Here is a 17612-nt window from a genome sequence, read left to right on the forward strand (position 1 = left end):
TATTAGGCACGCCGCCAGCGTTCGTCCTGAGCCAGGATCAAACTCTCCATAAAAGCGAATTTTGTTTACCGATTCAAGAATCGAACAAAGTTCACATTAAGTGTTTGACTTGCTCATTTGTATTGCTGACGAGAATTTAATTCTCAATAATGTTTCACTCGTTGTTCAGTTTTCAAAGAACAATTTTGCTTCGTGATCATCTTGACCACTTCCACTTTAGTCAGCCACACTTTTCAGCGGCGACTTTTATAATATATCATATTCACTTAGTTTCCGTCAAGCACTTTTTTTAGAAGTTTTTTTCGAAGTTTATCGAAGCTTGTCATCTCTTTGTGAACTTTGAATCATGTCCTCTGAGGGACGAGTTCTAATTTATCATAACGGACATAGTGAAGTCAACCCTTTTTATTAAAGAATGCTAAACTGACCTCTCTATGTCCATTATGATGACATTACGTTTTACTGAGGCCACGCCCAGATCACAGGAGCCCAGTCTCTTTTTAACCATGAACGGCTTTACGCTCTTCATTCCAATGATAAGCCGACACGAGTGCATCAGGATGATACGGATTCTTAGATACTTGAGTCTGCTTATATACATAGTGGCTCTTTGTGAGTTTATCCATTAGCATGGGAAGCTGACTGTGGATCAGATTCAATTCTTCAATTTCAAGAAGCTGTTCAAGCGATATTCCTTGTTTATGCTCGCGTAGAATACGAAGCAAAGGCTCACCGCAAGTATTCATTTTCGTTGTAATCGAGAATTCACACGCTAGGAGTACAAGCTCCACTCTCTGCAACACCGTTTCGTTGCTTGTTGCAAGTTCCTCATATAGTTTGAATACTCCAGGGCTAAGTCTCTTAACCTGCTCCCAAAGCCCAATCTCATCTTCTTCCCCGTGCTCCGCAATCGTTAGCGATCCCCATTCTTTGAGTGCAGCCAATACTGAAGTATAGGCATCCCATACATGACCCATTTCGAGATAACGCTTGCCGTAAATGTAAGCTTCGATGAAACGTGCAAATCGGCTTAGAACCACTTGTTCCTGCATGGGCGTTCTTCCCAACATGATGCGCTTAATACTTTCAACATGACCAGTGCGATCAAGCTCAATTTTACCTAATGGAATTAAACGCTTTACATCATGGTGTTCCAAATCACTCACCTCCAGAAGTTCTTGTTCGGACAATCGGCTTACCAGAATCGGGTGTCCGTCAGCATCATCCAGCCAATGAGAAGCATATGCCTCATCGGGAAGCTTGGTTTGAATCACAATAATATGAGTGCCCCATTCGACAAACTTCTTCAGCTTTGCTTCGACAATATTTTTATCTACGATGATTACTCCAGTTACCGCACGATCATCTAATAGAGGGTCTAAGAGCAATGGCAGCCCCATTCTTCCCTTTTCCATTCCGTTCCCCACACTTTTTTTTGGCTTTCTTTTACAGCAACTCATCGTTTATAATTCTACATAGATCGTCTCTTTCCTCCTCATATATTTAACATTCCACACATGATAGGAGAGTCGCACTATGAATGATTCCTCTAGCCAGTTGGAGAAGGCTAAGCGCTTCTTATTTAGATCTAGCAAGATCAATGAATTTCGTTTGTGGGGATTACTTCTGACCATGGGGGGAATGGGGCTAATGGTGCTTGGCACCTCAGGAATCCTCATGTGGGGAACTAGCGGAAGGCTGTTTGCCGCAGTATTCATGGTAATCGGCATGATCGCGTTATTAGGCAGTGTCGCAGTTTACTTCGCTGCAGGTATGCTGTCTACCAGCGCTATGATTCTAGTATGTCCAGAATGCGGCCGACAAACAAAGGTTCTTGGCAAGACCGATCGCTGCATGTTCTGCCGTACCATGCTTACCTTTGACCCGGATCAGGCAACCGAGCATCCACAGATCAAAAGTGCAGAAGAGGCTCCAAACGCTTCAACGGTTAAACACCAGGCTGTGCAGGAGAACTCGACGACAACACATCATTAGATATCAGCATCTTAGAAAATGCACAAAAAGCCGTACCTTGGCCTAGCTTGCTAGACCATGAAGGTACGGTTTTTTTTATACCATCTATCAAAATAGTAAAACTAATAGTGCAGCATATCCCAAAGTGACTCATCGCCAAACGTTCGTGCCCAAGTCGCTACGCCTGCTAGCTCCATGCGCTTTGCCATATCGATACGGGCTTGTATCGAGGTTTCATCCTCAATCCACACCCTCAATCTCTCACCATTAACGGTAACCTCCGCATAATGCTGACCAACATCCTCTAAAAATTGCGGTGTAACCTTATGCTCCTGAAGCCATTCTTTGATTCCTGTCATTCCTACAGCTTTGGACTTCACTTCTGTTTTGCCACCCGCCTCTGTTTCAGTCCAAATACGCATATATAGCGGCATGCCAAGAACTAGTTTGCTTGCTGGTACGTTGTCTTCTTCCATGATGCGTCTCATCGTTTGTTCAGTCCATGGCAATGAAGCAACTGAACCAGCCTTAGGACTCGCCGCCCAATGCTCATCGTAGGCCATCACCATCATATAATCCACGCTCTTCGCGAGGTTCTCGCGATCGAGGAACATGGACCAGTTGCCACTGGAGGATTTCCCTGTCACATCAATCGATACAACCAATCCTTCAAGATGAAGCAGAGGAGATGCTTCTCTCACCCATTGAGTTAGGGCATCACGCTCATCTACCTTCACATTTTCAAAGTCAATGTTAATGCCATCTAGATTATACTGTCTTGCATAGTCAATCAGCTGTTGAGTGGATCTGCTTCTTCTTTCGTAGGTGCTAAGCGCCTCCTTCGTAAGATCAGGATCAAAGCTGTTGCTGTACAGCGCCCATACCTGCTTCCCTTTTCCATGCGCCCACTCGACGATGCTTGAATCCGCCTTGCTGTTCACATTGCCCACCGGATCAGCCAAACTGAACCAGGTTGGACTTATCACATTAACACCCGGCATATCTGGAAGATTGCTTGTCTTCGGATTCCGCGTATATACAGCTTCCCAAGTCAAGTTGACCGGCGTCTTCTGCCTCACAAATTCAGGAGCTTCCAGCTGCTTCTTCGCTGGTGCTTGAACCGCGGCACCTTGCTCTACTTCGCTCTCTTTCACAAAGCCGACCGCGCCGCTAATCTGATCCGTTACCTTCAGCCAATTTCCTGCCTGTTCCCAAATTTTAAGTTCCGTTTCGCCAAACAATTCACCGACCAGCAACGATTGCTTATCCGCTTCCTGTCTAAGCGCCACTTTGAGATCAGGCTTCTTTTGCAGCTTAATCTTTCCTTGCTGATAGCTTGAGCCAGGGGCGACCAGTTCAACTCTGCCATCGGTTTTGAACTGCGTGCTTGTTGCCACTCCTAGCTCCTCTAGCGCCGAGGCAGGCACATATGCCTCTCCATTAATCAACTTTGCTTCTCCATCCCACGTATGGCGTTCACCGTTCCAATAGCCTTTCTTCCCGTCAATCGGGATTACTGCGGTATCCGTCTCATTGGTGATAACCACAAGATTCGATTGCTTCTCGACCCATACATAAGATCCCATATACTCTTCAATAGCCTCGGCCGGAATAAGCAGGGACTTGCCGCTTCCGCTCGCTCCGTAAGACGTTAATTGGTCATTCCAAGCGATTCGCTGTGCAACTTCGCCATCTTGATTCGCATACTGCTGATTAGGCAGCCATTCCTGAATGCCTTTCCAAAGGCTAAAGGCTAATAAGATAAGCCCAATTAGCAAAATAAAGCGGCCAAGCCCCTTCTTTTTTCGCACATTTCTCCTCCTTGCAGGAGGTCTCCCCATATTCCTATTCATCCTTGCCTCCCCATGTCCATGAAAAATAAAAAGCGCGCAGGTGCTATCACTGCGCGCTTTGGTCCATTTCCAATATTACCGTACCGATGCTGCTTGTTCAGCACACTCTCGGCACACTCCATATACTTCCATCCTATGTCCTCGAATATGAAATCCGGTTCGTTCAGCAGCTGCCTGCTCAACGTTCTCTAATGCAGGTATCGAGAAATCCGCGATCTTCCCGCACTTCTCACAGATCGCATGATAATGATCGGATACGTTTGCATCAAAGCGGCTGGAGCTATCTCCATAAGTCAGCTCTCGTACAAGTCCTGCCTCAATAAACATCTTCAGGTTATTGTATACAGTCGCTACACTCATGCTTGGAAACTTCGGCTCCAAAGCCCGGTATATCTCATCTGCAGTAGGATGGGTCATGGAATCCATCAAATATGCCAAAATGGCATGACGCTGCGGTGTTATGCGTACGCCGGACTCCTTCAAATGTTCTAATGCATGCTGTACCCGCGTCTTCATCCTGACCACCACCTTTATCTGTAATATCCTGCACATCGGGTATAACTATTACATTATAACAATTATCAACAAATAATTGGTATATGTCCATTGTACGTCTTTATTTTTTTGTTTGTCAATATGATTATTGTATATCTAATCGAGAAAAACCGCACAACCGTGCGGTCTGACTTCCTTTTCTAGTGTTTTTCCAACGCTTATCTCACTATCTCTCGCTCACATCGATGTCACCATTCGCTTGAATCATGACTCGATACAGCCCTTCACCGATCACGCCCTGCATCTCATGCTCCACTATCGTTATCGGAAAGTCTGATGATAAGTCTCCAAACGAATTTTTCGCTTGAATCGCAGCACTTGCCTCCTTAGGGAGCTCTATGTGAACATCTCCAGCTAATGTAGTCAGCGTCCAATCCCCATCTAACGATGAGGCCCCCATAAAGATATCACCACTGTAAGTCTCCGCATAGGCTCCACGAAGAAGCTCATTCGCATCGATATCTCCGCTTTTCGTAAATAAATGGGTGTCTCCTCCGACGTTCTTAATATTCAAATCTCCATTTGCCGCCTTCGCTTCCACTCTTTCACTTACATCCTTTATATCAATATCGCCGGTAGAGGAGTGCGCGTACACCTCTCCATCAATATTGGAAACAGCAATACCTCCATCCGAAGTGTCTGCTTGAATTGTGCCGACTAGGTTGTGGATGTAGAGATTCCCTTCCTTGGCGCTTGCGTCCAGCACGAATGCCCGCTCTCTTGGCAGCAACAAATTAAGATCAACTCGGCTAGCATAACCTGCCTGCTTAACCCTGTCTAAGCCATCAATCTTCATTCTCATCACAGGCTCTTTCTCATCCTGTACCCAACGAATCTGAACAAGTTGAGCAAGGGATTTAACCTGTTCGGATGGGGCATTATAGATCGTAAGGATTGCCTCCACCTCTAGATGGTCCTCAGATCCCATCTTCGCATAGATATCTCCTGCCTGCAGCTCAAGCTTCAGTTCATTAACCTCGGTTGGTACAAAGATCGACTGTGTTGGAAGCTCGGACTTCGTGCCGTCCATCTTAACCATCTGCTTCATCATCGAGAAATCAAATTGAATGCTTCTTACCCAATCTTGAAATAGATTCGGCTGCGTGATCGTAAATACGATTGCGGCTATAAAAATAGAGGTGAATATTCCTAAGGCATCAAACTTACGCTTGCGACCCTTGGATCGAAAGCTGTACCACACAATCTCGATGCCTAAGACAATCAAGATGAGTGACCACCAAGAGGTAAGCAGTGCGATCGTGTGTGTATGATACAGGCGGTCATACAAGAGCATTAGGCCAACTGCAATGATCAGCAGCGAAGCCGTGATCCTACCTACTTTGATCATAAAGCTCCTATCCCTCCTGCAATGCTATGGTCTATATTTGGACTCCTTATAGAGCAAATACACACCACCAGCAATCAATACGCCTGCTCCCGCAAATGAGCCCCCATTGTGAAGCAGCCAGCGAAGCCAATCTGGATCGACGGTAAAGAGCATCAGCATCATGCCAATGAGCACAAGGAGAATGCCAAGCCACGGCCCCTGCTTAACCGACTTCATATCACCATACAAGGCTTGTCGGTTTACCTTATCCGTATTCTGCATCGCATCGAACAAGTTATAAAAATATATCACGGGCAAGAGCAACGAAAGCAGCACAATCAGTGGGACATTGGTTCCGTCATTAGAAGTGCTGAAATAGACGATCGTTACGATATCCAGTGCCAAGAGCATCATCATAAGAAGCCCGCGCTGCATAAGCCCTAAGTAGAAATGCCCCATTCCCGGAAAGAAAAATCCGAGAAGCACAGCAACAAACTTGCTCTTACGAGGAGGCTTGCTATTCATAAAAGGAGGCTCTCCTGCATGGACATAAGGCTGCTCAGGCGTATGATACCAACCGCTGCCCCTCTGCTGCTTCTGCATGTGTTCAACCTTCTTCATCCGTTCCTTCAGAAATTGCTCCTCCTGATCATTCATTGATGAGCCAGAACGATAATCCTTCATCATACTCCCCCCTTTTATTACAATCGGTTCTCTATATCAACCATTTAAGCGAGTTCAAGAGAGTGTCCCCATTCGCGTTTAAACAAAGATTTAGCTCGATAAAGTCTTGTCTCCACCGTGCGGACTGGCATCGACAGCTGTTCTGCGATCTCGGTATAGGAACGGTCTCTAAGATGGTACAAGACCATGACCGTTCTGTACTTCATCGGAAGCTGCTTTAATACCTCATGCACTTCAGCCGTACGCTCTCTTGTCATCAATCGCTCTTCTGGCATATCGCACCACTGTGGCTCAAGATCCGTGTGCCCTTCGATATGCTGCATCGTGTCTGTCGTCATCTCCACATGCTGATGCTTCCACTTGCGAAGCGTATCAATCATCTGATTGCGCGTCAGCCGATACAGCCAAGTCGTAAATTTGGCATCGCCACGGTACGTATGCAAGGAGCGAAATACTTTTAACCACACATCCTGTGCAATATCTTCTGCCAGGTAGCGGTCAGAAACCGTGCGACAAATACAAGTTAACACAAATGGGCGATGTCTTTCCACCAATTCGTGCATAGCGCCTTCATTTCCCTCTTTATATTGTTGAATCAAATATTCATCAGTATGCTGTTGTTGGGTATAATCCATCGTTTGCTTTTTCATTGCTGTCCATTCCTTTCCACCTAACCCAATGGGTGTCTCTATTTACACGCGTCCGCGAAAGACCATTTTTGTTATCTTTATTTTACGTCGAACGACAAAAACAAAGAAACCTTCCTGAGTCTAGGAAGGTTTCACCGACTTTAGTCTAGTTTTTATTCAATCGTAACTGAGCGCACACCAGCCAGCTGTTCGATCTCCGTAGCAAAGGTTAGGATATCCGTATGTTTGGAAATGACAACCGCAAGCTTGATCTCTTTGCGATAGGAATACCCATAATCACGACGATCTCGTTCTTCTTCGAGATGCATGATCGTCATCTTCTTCACGTTAACTCCATGCTCGGAAAGACAGCTGTTCAGCGTCTTCATGACATCGAATGCCTCATCTGTAATTAACGTTAAGATTCTTGGCTTCTTGCCCGCCAAATAGCGCTGCTCCAGCTTATTAAATGCAAATAGATTCACGAGGACGAGCCCAGTCGTCAAAATGGACGGGAAGTAAAAGCCTGCACCAACTGCTAATCCAATCGCGGCAACAACCCATAGTGAAGCTGCTGTCGTTAGTCCTGAAATGGCTTTACCGGTAAAAATGATCGTGCCAGCTCCTAAAAAACCAATCCCGGTAATAACAGCGGTCGCAAGGCGGGCTGGATCGATGCGAACATTCTCTTCTTGCACGAATTGAGAAAAGCCATAAATAGATAAGAGCATAAGCAACGAAGAACCTAAGCAAACTAAAATATGAGTACGAAGTCCAGCTGGATGATTCGCTTGTTCCCGTTCAAGTCCTACAACGCCTCCAAGCACCATGGCCAGCAGCAAGCGAAGCGTAATATGTAAATTATCAATATACCATGGATCCTCTATTGGCAACCCAATCTCCTCCCGATGCCATCTAAGTCAATGGTTGTGTCTTGATCAACGTTCGAAGTATAACGCCAGGCGCCACCTCGTCATCACGAACGTAGTGAAAGCCAAGCTGCTCATACAGTGTAAGGGCTGGGGTATTCTTTAACCCTGTGCAAATGGTAAATGTATGGACGCCCTGCTTAGACAGCACATACTGCATTAATGATCTGCCAATCCCTTTGCGAAAATGATCCGGTCTTACCATGACACGGCAAATCTGCAGCAGATGCGGCGCCTCCATTTCATAAGAAATAACCCCTACAAGTTCATTGGAATCGGTGTACCAGCCATAAAATTGCTCCTGAACCTGCTGAAGCTCGTCCCTCGTCTCAAGCAAAGGCGGAATCTCGTGAAAGCCTATAAGCAGAGCTTCTATCCCATAGGCTTGCTGCTGCATATTCCACACCTGATCTAATAGATCAGGATCATGTAAATGAATCTCTCTAATCATTGTACTCACCTTCTTCTCTGAAAATGAATGTATCCCGTGCTTTTTACCGATCCATTGCTCCTTAATCACGCCGCTAATAGCGGCTTATAAACAGCAGTGTACATCATATTTGACATAATCGAAAGAGAGGAAAAACTTTGATTCGCACTTTCTTGATCTGGAACATCTTGTTGATGTTAATAGAGCAACCAATCATCATTTTTCTCCTGCTTTAACGGTATGCATAGATAGACAAGCAGCAAGCAATAGATTATGCACAGGCATAAAAAAACAGAACCACGCAAAAAGCATGGCTCTGTTCCGAACGATCATATTACAATCATCTTGAACGTCTCAAAAGAGGATACTAACCCTTAAGAACCTCACGAAGAAGTTCATTGACGAGCCCAGGATTAGCCTTCCCTTTGGATTCCTTCATCACTTGTCCAACTAGGAAGCCAATCGCCTTATCCTTGCCAGCACGGAAATCTTCCACTGATTGAGGATTAGCGGCAACAACCTTCTCCACGATCTCTTTGATCGCACCTGTATCGCTGATTTGAACAAGACCTTTTTCTTCGACAATGGCTTGAGGAGCCTTGCCTGTTTCGAGCATTTCCTTGAATACCGTCTTCGCGATCTTATTGTTGATCGTGCCCTTTTCAAGAAGGCCAATCATCTCGCCAAGCCCTTGACCCGTAAGCTTCACTTCATCGATGTCCTTGCTGTTCTGATTCAGGTAGCCAAGCAGATCGCCCATGATCCAGTTCGCAACAGCCTTGGCATCTTGCGTATAATTCAAGCTTACATCGAACAGATCAGCGAGCTTCTTGGAGGATGTGATAACGCCAGCATCATAGCTCGATAAGCTGTAGTCCGCTGTGTAGCGAGCTTGTCTTGCATCAGGCAATTCAGGAATGGTAGCACGCACGCGCTCCTGCCAAGCTTCATCAATATGAAGCTCCACAAGATCTGGGTCTGGGAAGTAGCGATAGTCATGCGCTTCTTCTTTCGTACGCATCACTATGGTCCGTCCTTGCGCTTCATCCCAGCGGCGAGTCTCTTGAATCACTTTATCGCCGTCTTCCAGAACCTCCGTCTGGCGCTCGACTTCATACTCAAGTCCGCGCTGAACACCGCGGAAGGAGTTCATGTTCTTGAGCTCTGTCTTCGTACCGAATTCTTCTTGGCCGTAAGGACGAAGACTGACGTTTGCATCGCAGCGAAGGGAACCCTCTTCCATTTTCACATCAGACACGTCACAGTACTGCATAATCGCCTTCATTTTCTCCAAATAAGCTTTTGCTTCTTCAGGGGAGCGAAGATCCGCCTCGGATACAATCTCTACAAGCGGCGTTCCGCAGCGGTTCAAGTCTACCATGGACCCAAAGCCGCCATCCATGTGTGTCAGCTTGCCCGCATCCTCTTCCAAATGGAGACGGTTGATTCGAATACGCTTCGTTTCACCGTTTACTTCGATATCGATCCAGCCGTTCGTTCCGATCGGGCGATCATTCTGAGAGATCTGATAGGCCTTCGGAGAATCGGGATAGAAATAGTTTTTACGGTCAAAGTGACCGACAGATGAAATCTCACAATTCAATGCCATGGCTGCCTTCATCGCATATTCAACCGCCTGACGGTTAAGCACCGGCAGCACGCCCGGATGACCTAGGCAGATAGGACAAGTTTGGCTATTCGGCGCCGCACCAAAGGATGTCGAGCAGCCGCAGAAGATCTTCGACTTCGTATGGAGCTCGACGTGCACCTCCAAGCCGATGACCGTTTCATATTGAGCTTGCGTCATGTCAGGGTCTCCCTCCTCTTACAACTGCGGACGCAGCTTGTGATGTTCAGTATGCTGTTCGTAAGCATGAGCGGCCTTAAGCAGTCCAGCCTCATCAAAAGGCTTGCCGATGAGCTGCAATCCTACTGGAAGTCCATCCGCAAATCCACATGGAATGCTAATAGCTGGAACGCCGGCAAGGCTCACTGGAATCGTAAGAATATCGTTCATGTACATTTGCAATGGATTGTCCACCTGCTCGCCAATCTTGAATGCCGTCGTCGGCGCAGTAGGCGCAAGCAGAATATCGAAGCGAGACAAGGCTTCGTCAAAGTCACGCTTAATCAATGTGCGAACCTTCTGAGCCTTGAGATAGAACGCATCGTAATAGCCGGAGCTAAGCGCATAAGTACCAAGCATAATGCGGCGCTTCACTTCTTGGCCGAAGCCCTCGCTTCTGGACTTCACGTACAAATCAAGAAGATTGTCAGGACGCGATGCGCGCACGCCGTAACGGACGCCATCAAATCGAGCAAGGTTAGAGCTTGCTTCAGAAGAAGCGAGCAAATAATAAGCAGCAACAGCATATTCCGTATGCGGCATGGAGACTTCTTCCCATGTTGCGCCTAGAGATTCATAGACCTTCAATGCCTCCATAATATTAGCCTTAACCGCAGGGTCAACACCCTCACCCATGTATTCCTTCGGAACGCCGATACGGAGTCCCTTCACATCGCCTGTAAGCGCAGAAGCGTAAGAGGATACCTCCACATTCGCAGAAGTAGAGTCCATCTGATCATAACCAGCAATGGCTTCCAGCACATGAGCCGCATCTTCAACCGTACGTGTTAATGGACCGATCTGATCCAAGGATGAAGCAAAGGCAACAAGTCCGAAGCGAGATACTCGACCATAGGTAGGCTTCAAGCCGACAATCCCGCAGTAGGAAGCAGGCTGACGAATAGATCCGCCTGTATCAGAACCCAAGGAGAATGGGACTTGCAGCGCAGCAACAGAGGCTGCAGAACCGCCGCTGGAACCACCTGGAACACGCGTGATATCCCAAGGATTGCGTGTCGTTTGGTAAGCGGAGTTCTCATTTGAGCCTCCCATCGCAAATTCATCCATGTTGAGCTTGCCGATTGTAATGGCTCCCGCTTCCTTCAGCTTGCGGGATACCGTGGAATCGTACACAGGAACAAAGTTCTCGAGGAAGCGGCTTGCACAAGTAGTGCGCAGCCCATCTGTCACAATGTTGTCCTTGATCCCGATCGGAAGACCTGCGAGAAGCGATTCCGCCTCGCCTTTTGCATAACGCTCATCCCAAGCCTTAGCCGCGGTGCGAGCACGATCCTCATCCAGCGTAAGGAAGGCCTGAATCGACTCTTCCGTTTCCGCAATGCGAGCATAGGAAGCTTCCACAAGCTCTGAGGAAGATAAGTCGCGAGACTTCAAGCGCTGCTTTAATTCAGCTATATTCATATCCAAGATCGTCAACTAGAACATCCCCCTCTCAACCTATTCGAGCACAGCAGGAACGAGGAAATGGCCCTCTTCCTCTTCTGGTGCATTCTTCATAACTTGTTCTATCGTAAGCGATTTACGCACCTCGTCATCACGCAGCACATTATGTATCGGCAGTACGTGCGTAGTCGGTGCTACATCGTCTGTGTTCAACTCATTCAGCTTGTCCGCATAATTCAGAATCGCATTCAATTGACCTAAAAAGCGTTCCTTCTCTTCTGATGTTAGCTCCAAGCGTGCAAGACGTGCCACATGCTCAACGTTCTCTAAGCGAATGCTCATACGTTACAACATCCTCCTCACTATCCATTGGCTGATCCAGCAGCCAAAATCATCCCTTTATTATAGCGCAGAACGAAAATCAACTCAATGCGACATGTTGACAGAAATTTACTGATTTTTCGATCCTCTGCTTTAAACCATCACCTTCAAGCTCCTTACAGATAAAAACAAAGACACCGTACATGTCCTGCCTGTAAGCAGCATGCACGATGTCTTATGGTTGGTCAAAACGATTATCGCTTTAAACTCATCCATTTGGGTCTCCGCAAGCGTGTGACACCTAACGTTAGGACAAAGCCCAACGAGATGCTAATCGCTGTCGAAAAGGAGAAAATGGCGGAGCTCCACGCCTGCTGCGTATTGCCCTGAACAAAGTCATACATCGTGGAGTACAATGCCCACCCTGGTACAAGCGGCACCAGCCCTGGCACAATAAAGCTGATCGCTGGCATCTTTGCTACGCGTGCAGCAATCTCTGAAAATATATTGAGCACACAGGAAGCAAAGAAATAGGCAACAAAGTCGCTTCCAAAGAGCGGCTTCACAAGAAGGAAGGTAAGCCAGCTTAATGCCCCAGCGAGGCCTGACACCAGCATTCCTTTGATACGAAGCTGAAAGGCGCCGCCAAAGCACATACTAATAAAAAATGAAGTTACGACCTGTACGATCATAAAATATCACTTCCAAACAGGCTCATACTCATTCCGATCACAGAACCAGAGCCCACTGCGATAGCAATCGCAATTAACAGGGCTTCAGATACTCTAGACATACCGGATAAAAAGTCACCCGCCATAATATCACGCAGTGCATTGGCCATAATCAATCCAGGAAACAGATTCATTAGAACCGAGATTAACATCATATTCGACATCTGGAACCATCCTGTCAATGTCAACAGGACAATACCTATGGCCGCCGCCACTCCACCAATAACATGAATAAAGACGACATTATACTGTCCTTTTTCAAACGGATACAGGACCAGCCGCATCACGGCACCCGCCACAAAGGCTCCCAGCGCGTCCAGCACGGATGCACCAAAGAAGATCGTATAGGCTGCAGAGATCAGGGCATAAAAGAGAGTGGAGAGCCACAAAGGATATCCCTGCATTTGCTCGATCTCTTTCAGCTCACGGTAGGCTTCATTGACAGATAGCTTGTCTGCAACAATGGCCCTCGACAGCTCATTGACCCTCACGATCTTCTGCAAATTAAAGCTTCGATGCTTGATCCGCTTAATGACTGTCTTTGAACGAAAATCATCCTTTACCGCGGATGTAATAATAGCCGTTGGAACCACAAAGCTGTCCACCTGCTTAATGCCGTAGGCCTGGCAGATACGGTTGATCGTATCCTCAACCCGATAGGTCTCCCCACCGCTCTCAAGCATAATCTTGCCTGCATAAGTTGCGACATAGATGATGCGGCTTGCTTCCATTCTGCGTACTTCCTCTCCACCTGATGTTACTAGCTGCTTAAGTCGAACGCTCTCGGTGACCTTACCGGCTGTGGAGAGGCGTCCACATCATACATTGATAAGAAGAATAGGACAAGCTCCTTCTTCTCACAGTGAGAAAACCTCTATCGAGGCCATTCAAAGATGAACGACCGCGCCTAGAGGCAGGTTTTATCGCCAATATAGAATTCGAAGACACTCTGGAAGCAGCACTTATAAATTCTATATATGGTGAAAAAGACGTGCAGTGCACTCCGCTGATAAGGCGAAACCGCTATCTGGCACGTCTTCCTCATAACGATGGATATCCACTATCCATAGTATGACCCAATCTTATCTTGTCTTATATCCACGCTCTCAAGTTGACTTTACGAATAAAGTCTTCGGCAGTCATGGGCTCAGAGCCTTCTTCTTGTTCCGCCTCTACCTCTTCCTCGTCATTCATCAAACGACGGAACAAGGCTTCGTTGCGTGTAGCAAGCGCATAATCTATCAGCGCCTCCCGTTCGACGCGTTCCGCTTCCTGCTGAATCAGCAGGTCTTCGCATTCAATATCTGAAGCCGGTACGAAGAAGTTGCGGTTTGCTTTCGGAACTCGGATGACATAATCAAAGGCGTTATCCGCGTTGCGGTCATATGCAATAATATAGCCGTATTCCCCGATAGGCAGTTGTTGTTCGAAACGGTCGGCGACAATGACTACTTTCTCTCCCAATTGCAGCATTGGTCATGCCTCCCAGCCAATAGGTCCGATAGACCATTTTTCACTATGTTACTAAAAAAGTGTCGCGGTGTAAACGTCCGATCATTACCTGTCGCGGCTCTTCACAGCAATAATTCCTTCTGGCGCGGTCGTCAATCTTTCGAATCCATCCTTTGTAATCAGATAGGTATTCTCAATTCCTACAACACCACGGCCAGGGAACGTAAACTTCGGCTCGATTGCAATCACCATGCCCGGTGTGAGCTCTTGCTTGAAACCTCTTGCCAGTACCGGCCATTCATCAATCTCCATGCCAATTCCATGGCCTAAGAATTTGACTTGATCCTCTCCATAACCCATAAAGTGATCGGAGAGACCTGCTTCTTCAGCAATGCGGAGGGCATCTGTGTAAAGTGACTCACAAATGGTGCCTGGCACTAGCTTTTTCTCCGTCTCACGAAGAATGTGTTCAGATACCTGATAGGCTCTCTCAAGATCTTCATCCAGCTTACCGATGACAAGTGTTCGGGTCTGATCGATGACATACCCGTCAATACAGCAGCCGATATCAACTAAGATTGGCTCATTTTCACTGATAACCTTGCGGCTCGCTCCTTGAGGAGCAGCAGGCGTGAGCCCTCTTCCTCCTGCAGGACCATCAAAATACGTTGGCTCTGCAGCTGCATCCCCGCTTGCAACCATCCCTGTGATAATCTCTTGATTGTACCCGCGCATTCTCATGATGCCGACATGCCCCTGCATCCGGAATATATGCTCAATATGAGCGATGAGCTCCAGTTCCATCATGCCTGGTCTTACGTAGTTGACCGCTTCAATAAATGCACGGTGAGCCGCAATCGCTGCCATACGAATACGAGCCACTTCGTAAGGAGATTTCACCATTCGAAGCTCTCTAAATAGGATGGAGCCATCCACCCATTTGGCTTTGGGAAGGACAGCCTGAAGTCTTTTGAACTGCTGTACCGGTAACACATCATACTCGGTGGCTATCGTTGGCGTGTGTTCGCTGCTGTACAACTCAGGAAAGAAGCTCCCAACGGTGTCCTCAAGCTGTCTAAACGAACCCATGCGAGCGACGCGAATCTTAGATTCCAATACTGCACGCTCATAGCTGCGCTTCACAAGGAAGATTGGCTCTCCCACTTGAGGAACAACCACATATCCTGTCTGCATCGAACCGGTTATATAATAAATATCCACATTCTGCGTGACGAAGAACAAATGAATCTGTTTCTTTTTCATCTCTTCTTGCAATCGAGCAATCCGATCCTTGCGTTCTAGCATGCTTGAAGTAACGGGTTTGTGTTCATTCGCTGTCATATCAATTCCTCCATTTCAGTCCTCTATATCTATTTTAAACCTATCGGTCTCTAACCCAACAAAACAGCATAATGATAACACGAACATTTCTGTCTTGCTATGAACGAAACCAAAGTAATCGAAGACAACCTAAAGGGGATTGTGTAAAATGTAAGCGCAGGATAAATAAGGAACACTCATTTAAGAAGGAGGATCATTATGCAAGCAACTGCTCTGCAATCCCGCATCCAAGCCATTGATATCATTCGCGGCTTCGCAGTCTTCGGCATTCTTTTGGTGAATATTCCTGATATGGTCGGAAATGGCCTTCATTATCGCTTTGATTTATCAGGAAGTGATGCGATTATTCGGTTATTATATGATCTCTTCATTCAAACCAAATTCTATACGATCTTCTCGTTTTTATTTGGACTATCGTTCTTCCTCTTCATGAAGAGAGCGGAAGAGCGCGGAAACAAAGCTTCCTCGCTATTTAGGCGGAGGTTATGGATTCTGCTGGGCATAGGCCTCATCCATCTTATTCTACTATGGTTTGGAGATATCTTACATATTTATGCTGCCATAGGATTCCTGCTCTTCTTATTCTATAAAAGAAAGCCACGGACACTTGCCGTATGGGGGATTGTCCTGATCGGCCTGTACACGCTCATTACGGCCGCTTCGAATATGTTGATGATCTATGATCCAGAACTCGCAAACGGCAGCTTGTTCAAAGCTGTACCCAATCTAGGCGAGCGATGGGAGTACTTTCTTACACAAGGCATCGGAAATCTCATTTTAATAAGCTTTGAGGTGCTTGGGTTATTTTTGATAGGCTTATATGCAGGAAAAAAACAGTGGTTTGAGCATAGAGAGCGCTACAACTCCAAAAGTGTAAAGCGCACCCAATGGATAACACTCGTGTTATCTTTGATTCTATTCATCCCGATTCTATGGCATTTTGTTACGAAGGAGCAGTACGACTCCAATCAGGTCATCTTTTTTATCTACCTGTCCGGGAAGAGCATGGCCATCTTTTATATCTGTACGTTGTTAAGACTAATTGCTCGCTTAGGTGAACGCTCATTTTCATCTCTTGCTGCCGTAGGAAGGATGGCCTTGACCAATTATCTGATGCATACCGTGCTGGTGTTCATCCTGTACCGTTGGCTATGGCCAGGGATTGGAGAGGCGTACTGGATCGGTACGGCGACAGCGGCCTTGATCATCGTGCTGCAGCTTGCAGCAAGCAAGCTCTGGCTGCGATACTATTACATGGGTCCTATCGAGTGGCTTTGGCGCGCCGGAACCTATGGGAAGTTTGCTCCGCTTCGGCGCAAGCAGGAAGCACGTTCATTCTACTCCTCCATGTGAGAAAGACTCTTGGCAAAGGCCTTCAAAGAAGAGTAATGAAAGAAAAGCACTTCATCTCTAGTCTATACTTTCGCTGCATGGCGAAAGCTAAAGATTCGAGTGAAGTGCTTTATTGCGTGTCATTCTCCAAGCCAATTAAAGAAACGGATTATGCTGCTTCTCATAGCCAACCGTTGTCGCAGGACCATGACCTGGATAGACGTTCATGTGATCCCCTAACGGCAGAACCTTCTCTTGGATCGACTTGAAGAGCTCGCGCGGATTGCCTCCAGGCAGGTCCGTGCGTCCCACAGATGTTCGGAACAGCACATCGCCAGCGAATAGATGCTTGTCATGCAGGAAGCTGACGCTGCCTGGGGAATGTCCAGGCGTATGCAGAACCTTAAAGGTATGCCCGATAAGCTCTAGCTCCTGCCCGTCTTCAAGCAGGTGCTCAGCAGGCTCGAATGTCATCGGACGCGTAACCTGCGGCCAGCGAAGGGAACCGTTCCACTCTGCTGAAGTAAGCCATTCAGCCTCTTCATGATGGATGTATACCGGACAGCCATAGCGATCTCGCACCTGCTTGAGACCGCCGATATGGTCAAAATGGGCATGGGTGAGCAGAATGGCCTTTACCTCATAGCCTTCAAGCGGCTTGAAAATACGATCGGGGTTCATACCCGGATCTATAATAAGCGCTTCTTTCGTCGCTTCATTTAACAATAAATATACATTCGTCTCCAGCGGTCCTAGCGGAAACGTCACGATCTTGAACATGTTGATTGGACACCGCCTTTAGTT

18 protein-coding genes are annotated in these 17612 nt (G+C 46.9%); 2 read left to right on the forward strand and 16 right to left on the reverse strand.

Annotation, left to right across the window (positions count from 1 at the left end):
* Positions 1–500 precede the first annotated feature (500 nt).
* On the reverse strand, positions 501–1415 hold the full coding sequence (locus tag I2H74_RS16170; RefSeq protein WP_195575281.1) for a hypothetical protein: 915 nt from the start codon (positions 1413–1415) through the stop codon (positions 501–503).
* Positions 1416–1536: 121 nt separating this feature from the next.
* Here I2H74_RS16170 and I2H74_RS16175 point away from each other — a divergent pair, with 121 nt between their 5' ends.
* On the forward strand, positions 1537–1995 hold the full coding sequence (locus I2H74_RS16175; RefSeq protein ID WP_195575282.1) for a DUF2614 family zinc ribbon-containing protein: 459 nt from the start codon (positions 1537–1539) through the stop codon (positions 1993–1995).
* Between the two features lie 101 nt (positions 1996–2096).
* On the opposite strand, the gene I2H74_RS16180 is transcribed toward I2H74_RS16175, so the two are convergent.
* The 14 genes from I2H74_RS16180 to I2H74_RS16245 all read right to left on the reverse strand — a co-directional run bounded on the left by I2H74_RS16180 (position 2097) and on the right by I2H74_RS16245 (position 15440).
* A complete protein-coding gene (locus tag I2H74_RS16180) occupies positions 2097–3785 on the reverse strand; it encodes a glycosyl hydrolase family 18 protein (RefSeq protein ID WP_324254086.1) in 1689 nt (562 codons plus the stop codon).
* A 117-nt stretch (positions 3786–3902) separates the two neighbouring features.
* The gene (perR, locus tag I2H74_RS16185; protein ID WP_195575284.1) at positions 3903–4343 is read right to left on the reverse strand and encodes a peroxide-responsive transcriptional repressor PerR; all 441 of its coding nucleotides are present in this window, start codon (positions 4341–4343) and stop codon (positions 3903–3905) included.
* 205 nt (positions 4344–4548) lie between these two features.
* Positions 4549–5730 carry a DUF4097 family beta strand repeat-containing protein gene (locus tag I2H74_RS16190; RefSeq protein WP_195575285.1) on the reverse strand — a complete coding sequence of 394 codons (1182 nt, stop codon included), beginning with the start codon at positions 5728–5730 and terminating at the stop codon, positions 4549–4551.
* A gap of 24 nt (positions 5731–5754) precedes the next feature.
* Positions 5755–6396, reverse strand: coding sequence for a DUF6677 family protein (locus I2H74_RS16195; protein ID WP_195575286.1), 642 nt, complete (start codon positions 6394–6396; stop codon positions 5755–5757).
* Between the two features lie 41 nt (positions 6397–6437).
* Positions 6438–7043, reverse strand: coding sequence for an RNA polymerase sigma factor (locus I2H74_RS16200; RefSeq protein WP_229106749.1), 606 nt, complete (start codon positions 7041–7043; stop codon positions 6438–6440).
* Positions 7044–7195: 152 nt separating this feature from the next.
* Positions 7196–7909, reverse strand: a complete 714-nt coding sequence (locus I2H74_RS16205; RefSeq protein WP_195575485.1) for an MgtC/SapB family protein — start codon at positions 7907–7909, stop codon at positions 7196–7198.
* Positions 7910–7937: 28 nt separating this feature from the next.
* The gene (locus I2H74_RS16210) at positions 7938–8402 is read right to left on the reverse strand and encodes a GNAT family N-acetyltransferase (protein WP_195575486.1); all 465 of its coding nucleotides are present in this window, start codon (positions 8400–8402) and stop codon (positions 7938–7940) included.
* 346 nt (positions 8403–8748) lie between these two features.
* Positions 8749–10188: an Asp-tRNA(Asn)/Glu-tRNA(Gln) amidotransferase subunit GatB gene (gene gatB, locus I2H74_RS16215; RefSeq protein WP_195575287.1), complete on the reverse strand. Its 1440-nt coding sequence runs from the start codon at positions 10186–10188 to the stop codon at positions 8749–8751.
* An 18-nt stretch (positions 10189–10206) separates the two neighbouring features.
* Positions 10207–11664 carry an Asp-tRNA(Asn)/Glu-tRNA(Gln) amidotransferase subunit GatA gene (gene gatA / locus I2H74_RS16220; RefSeq protein ID WP_195575288.1) on the reverse strand — a complete coding sequence of 486 codons (1458 nt, stop codon included), beginning with the start codon at positions 11662–11664 and terminating at the stop codon, positions 10207–10209.
* A 21-nt stretch (positions 11665–11685) separates the two neighbouring features.
* Complete coding sequence (gatC, locus tag I2H74_RS16225; RefSeq protein WP_195575289.1) at positions 11686–11973, reverse strand: Asp-tRNA(Asn)/Glu-tRNA(Gln) amidotransferase subunit GatC; 288 nt, start codon at positions 11971–11973, stop codon at positions 11686–11688.
* A gap of 233 nt (positions 11974–12206) precedes the next feature.
* Entirely contained in the window at positions 12207–12644 is a 438-nt protein-coding gene (locus I2H74_RS16230; RefSeq protein WP_195575290.1) for a threonine/serine exporter family protein, read from the reverse strand.
* Positions 12641–13414: a threonine/serine exporter family protein gene (locus tag I2H74_RS16235; RefSeq protein WP_195575291.1), complete on the reverse strand. Its 774-nt coding sequence runs from the start codon at positions 13412–13414 to the stop codon at positions 12641–12643. Before I2H74_RS16235 ends, I2H74_RS16230 begins: the two co-directional genes overlap by 4 nt.
* A 361-nt stretch (positions 13415–13775) precedes the next feature.
* Positions 13776–14156: an ATPase gene (locus I2H74_RS16240; RefSeq protein WP_195575292.1), complete on the reverse strand. Its 381-nt coding sequence runs from the start codon at positions 14154–14156 to the stop codon at positions 13776–13778.
* Between the two features lie 84 nt (positions 14157–14240).
* The gene (locus I2H74_RS16245; RefSeq protein WP_195575487.1) at positions 14241–15440 is read right to left on the reverse strand and encodes a M24 family metallopeptidase; all 1200 of its coding nucleotides are present in this window, start codon (positions 15438–15440) and stop codon (positions 14241–14243) included.
* Between the two features lie 234 nt (positions 15441–15674).
* Here I2H74_RS16245 and I2H74_RS16250 point away from each other — a divergent pair, with 234 nt between their 5' ends.
* Complete coding sequence (locus I2H74_RS16250) at positions 15675–16829, forward strand: DUF418 domain-containing protein (protein ID WP_195575293.1); 1155 nt, start codon at positions 15675–15677, stop codon at positions 16827–16829.
* A gap of 135 nt (positions 16830–16964) precedes the next feature.
* Here the strand turns inward: I2H74_RS16250 and I2H74_RS16255 are convergent, their stop codons facing one another.
* Entirely contained in the window at positions 16965–17588 is a 624-nt protein-coding gene (locus I2H74_RS16255; protein WP_195575294.1) for an MBL fold metallo-hydrolase, read from the reverse strand.
* Positions 17589–17612 lie beyond the last annotated feature (24 nt).

Origin of the sequence: Paenibacillus sp. 1001270B_150601_E10 (genome assembly GCF_015558675.1) — a bacterium.
Lineage (GTDB): Bacteria > Bacillota > Bacilli > Paenibacillales > Paenibacillaceae > Paenibacillus_B.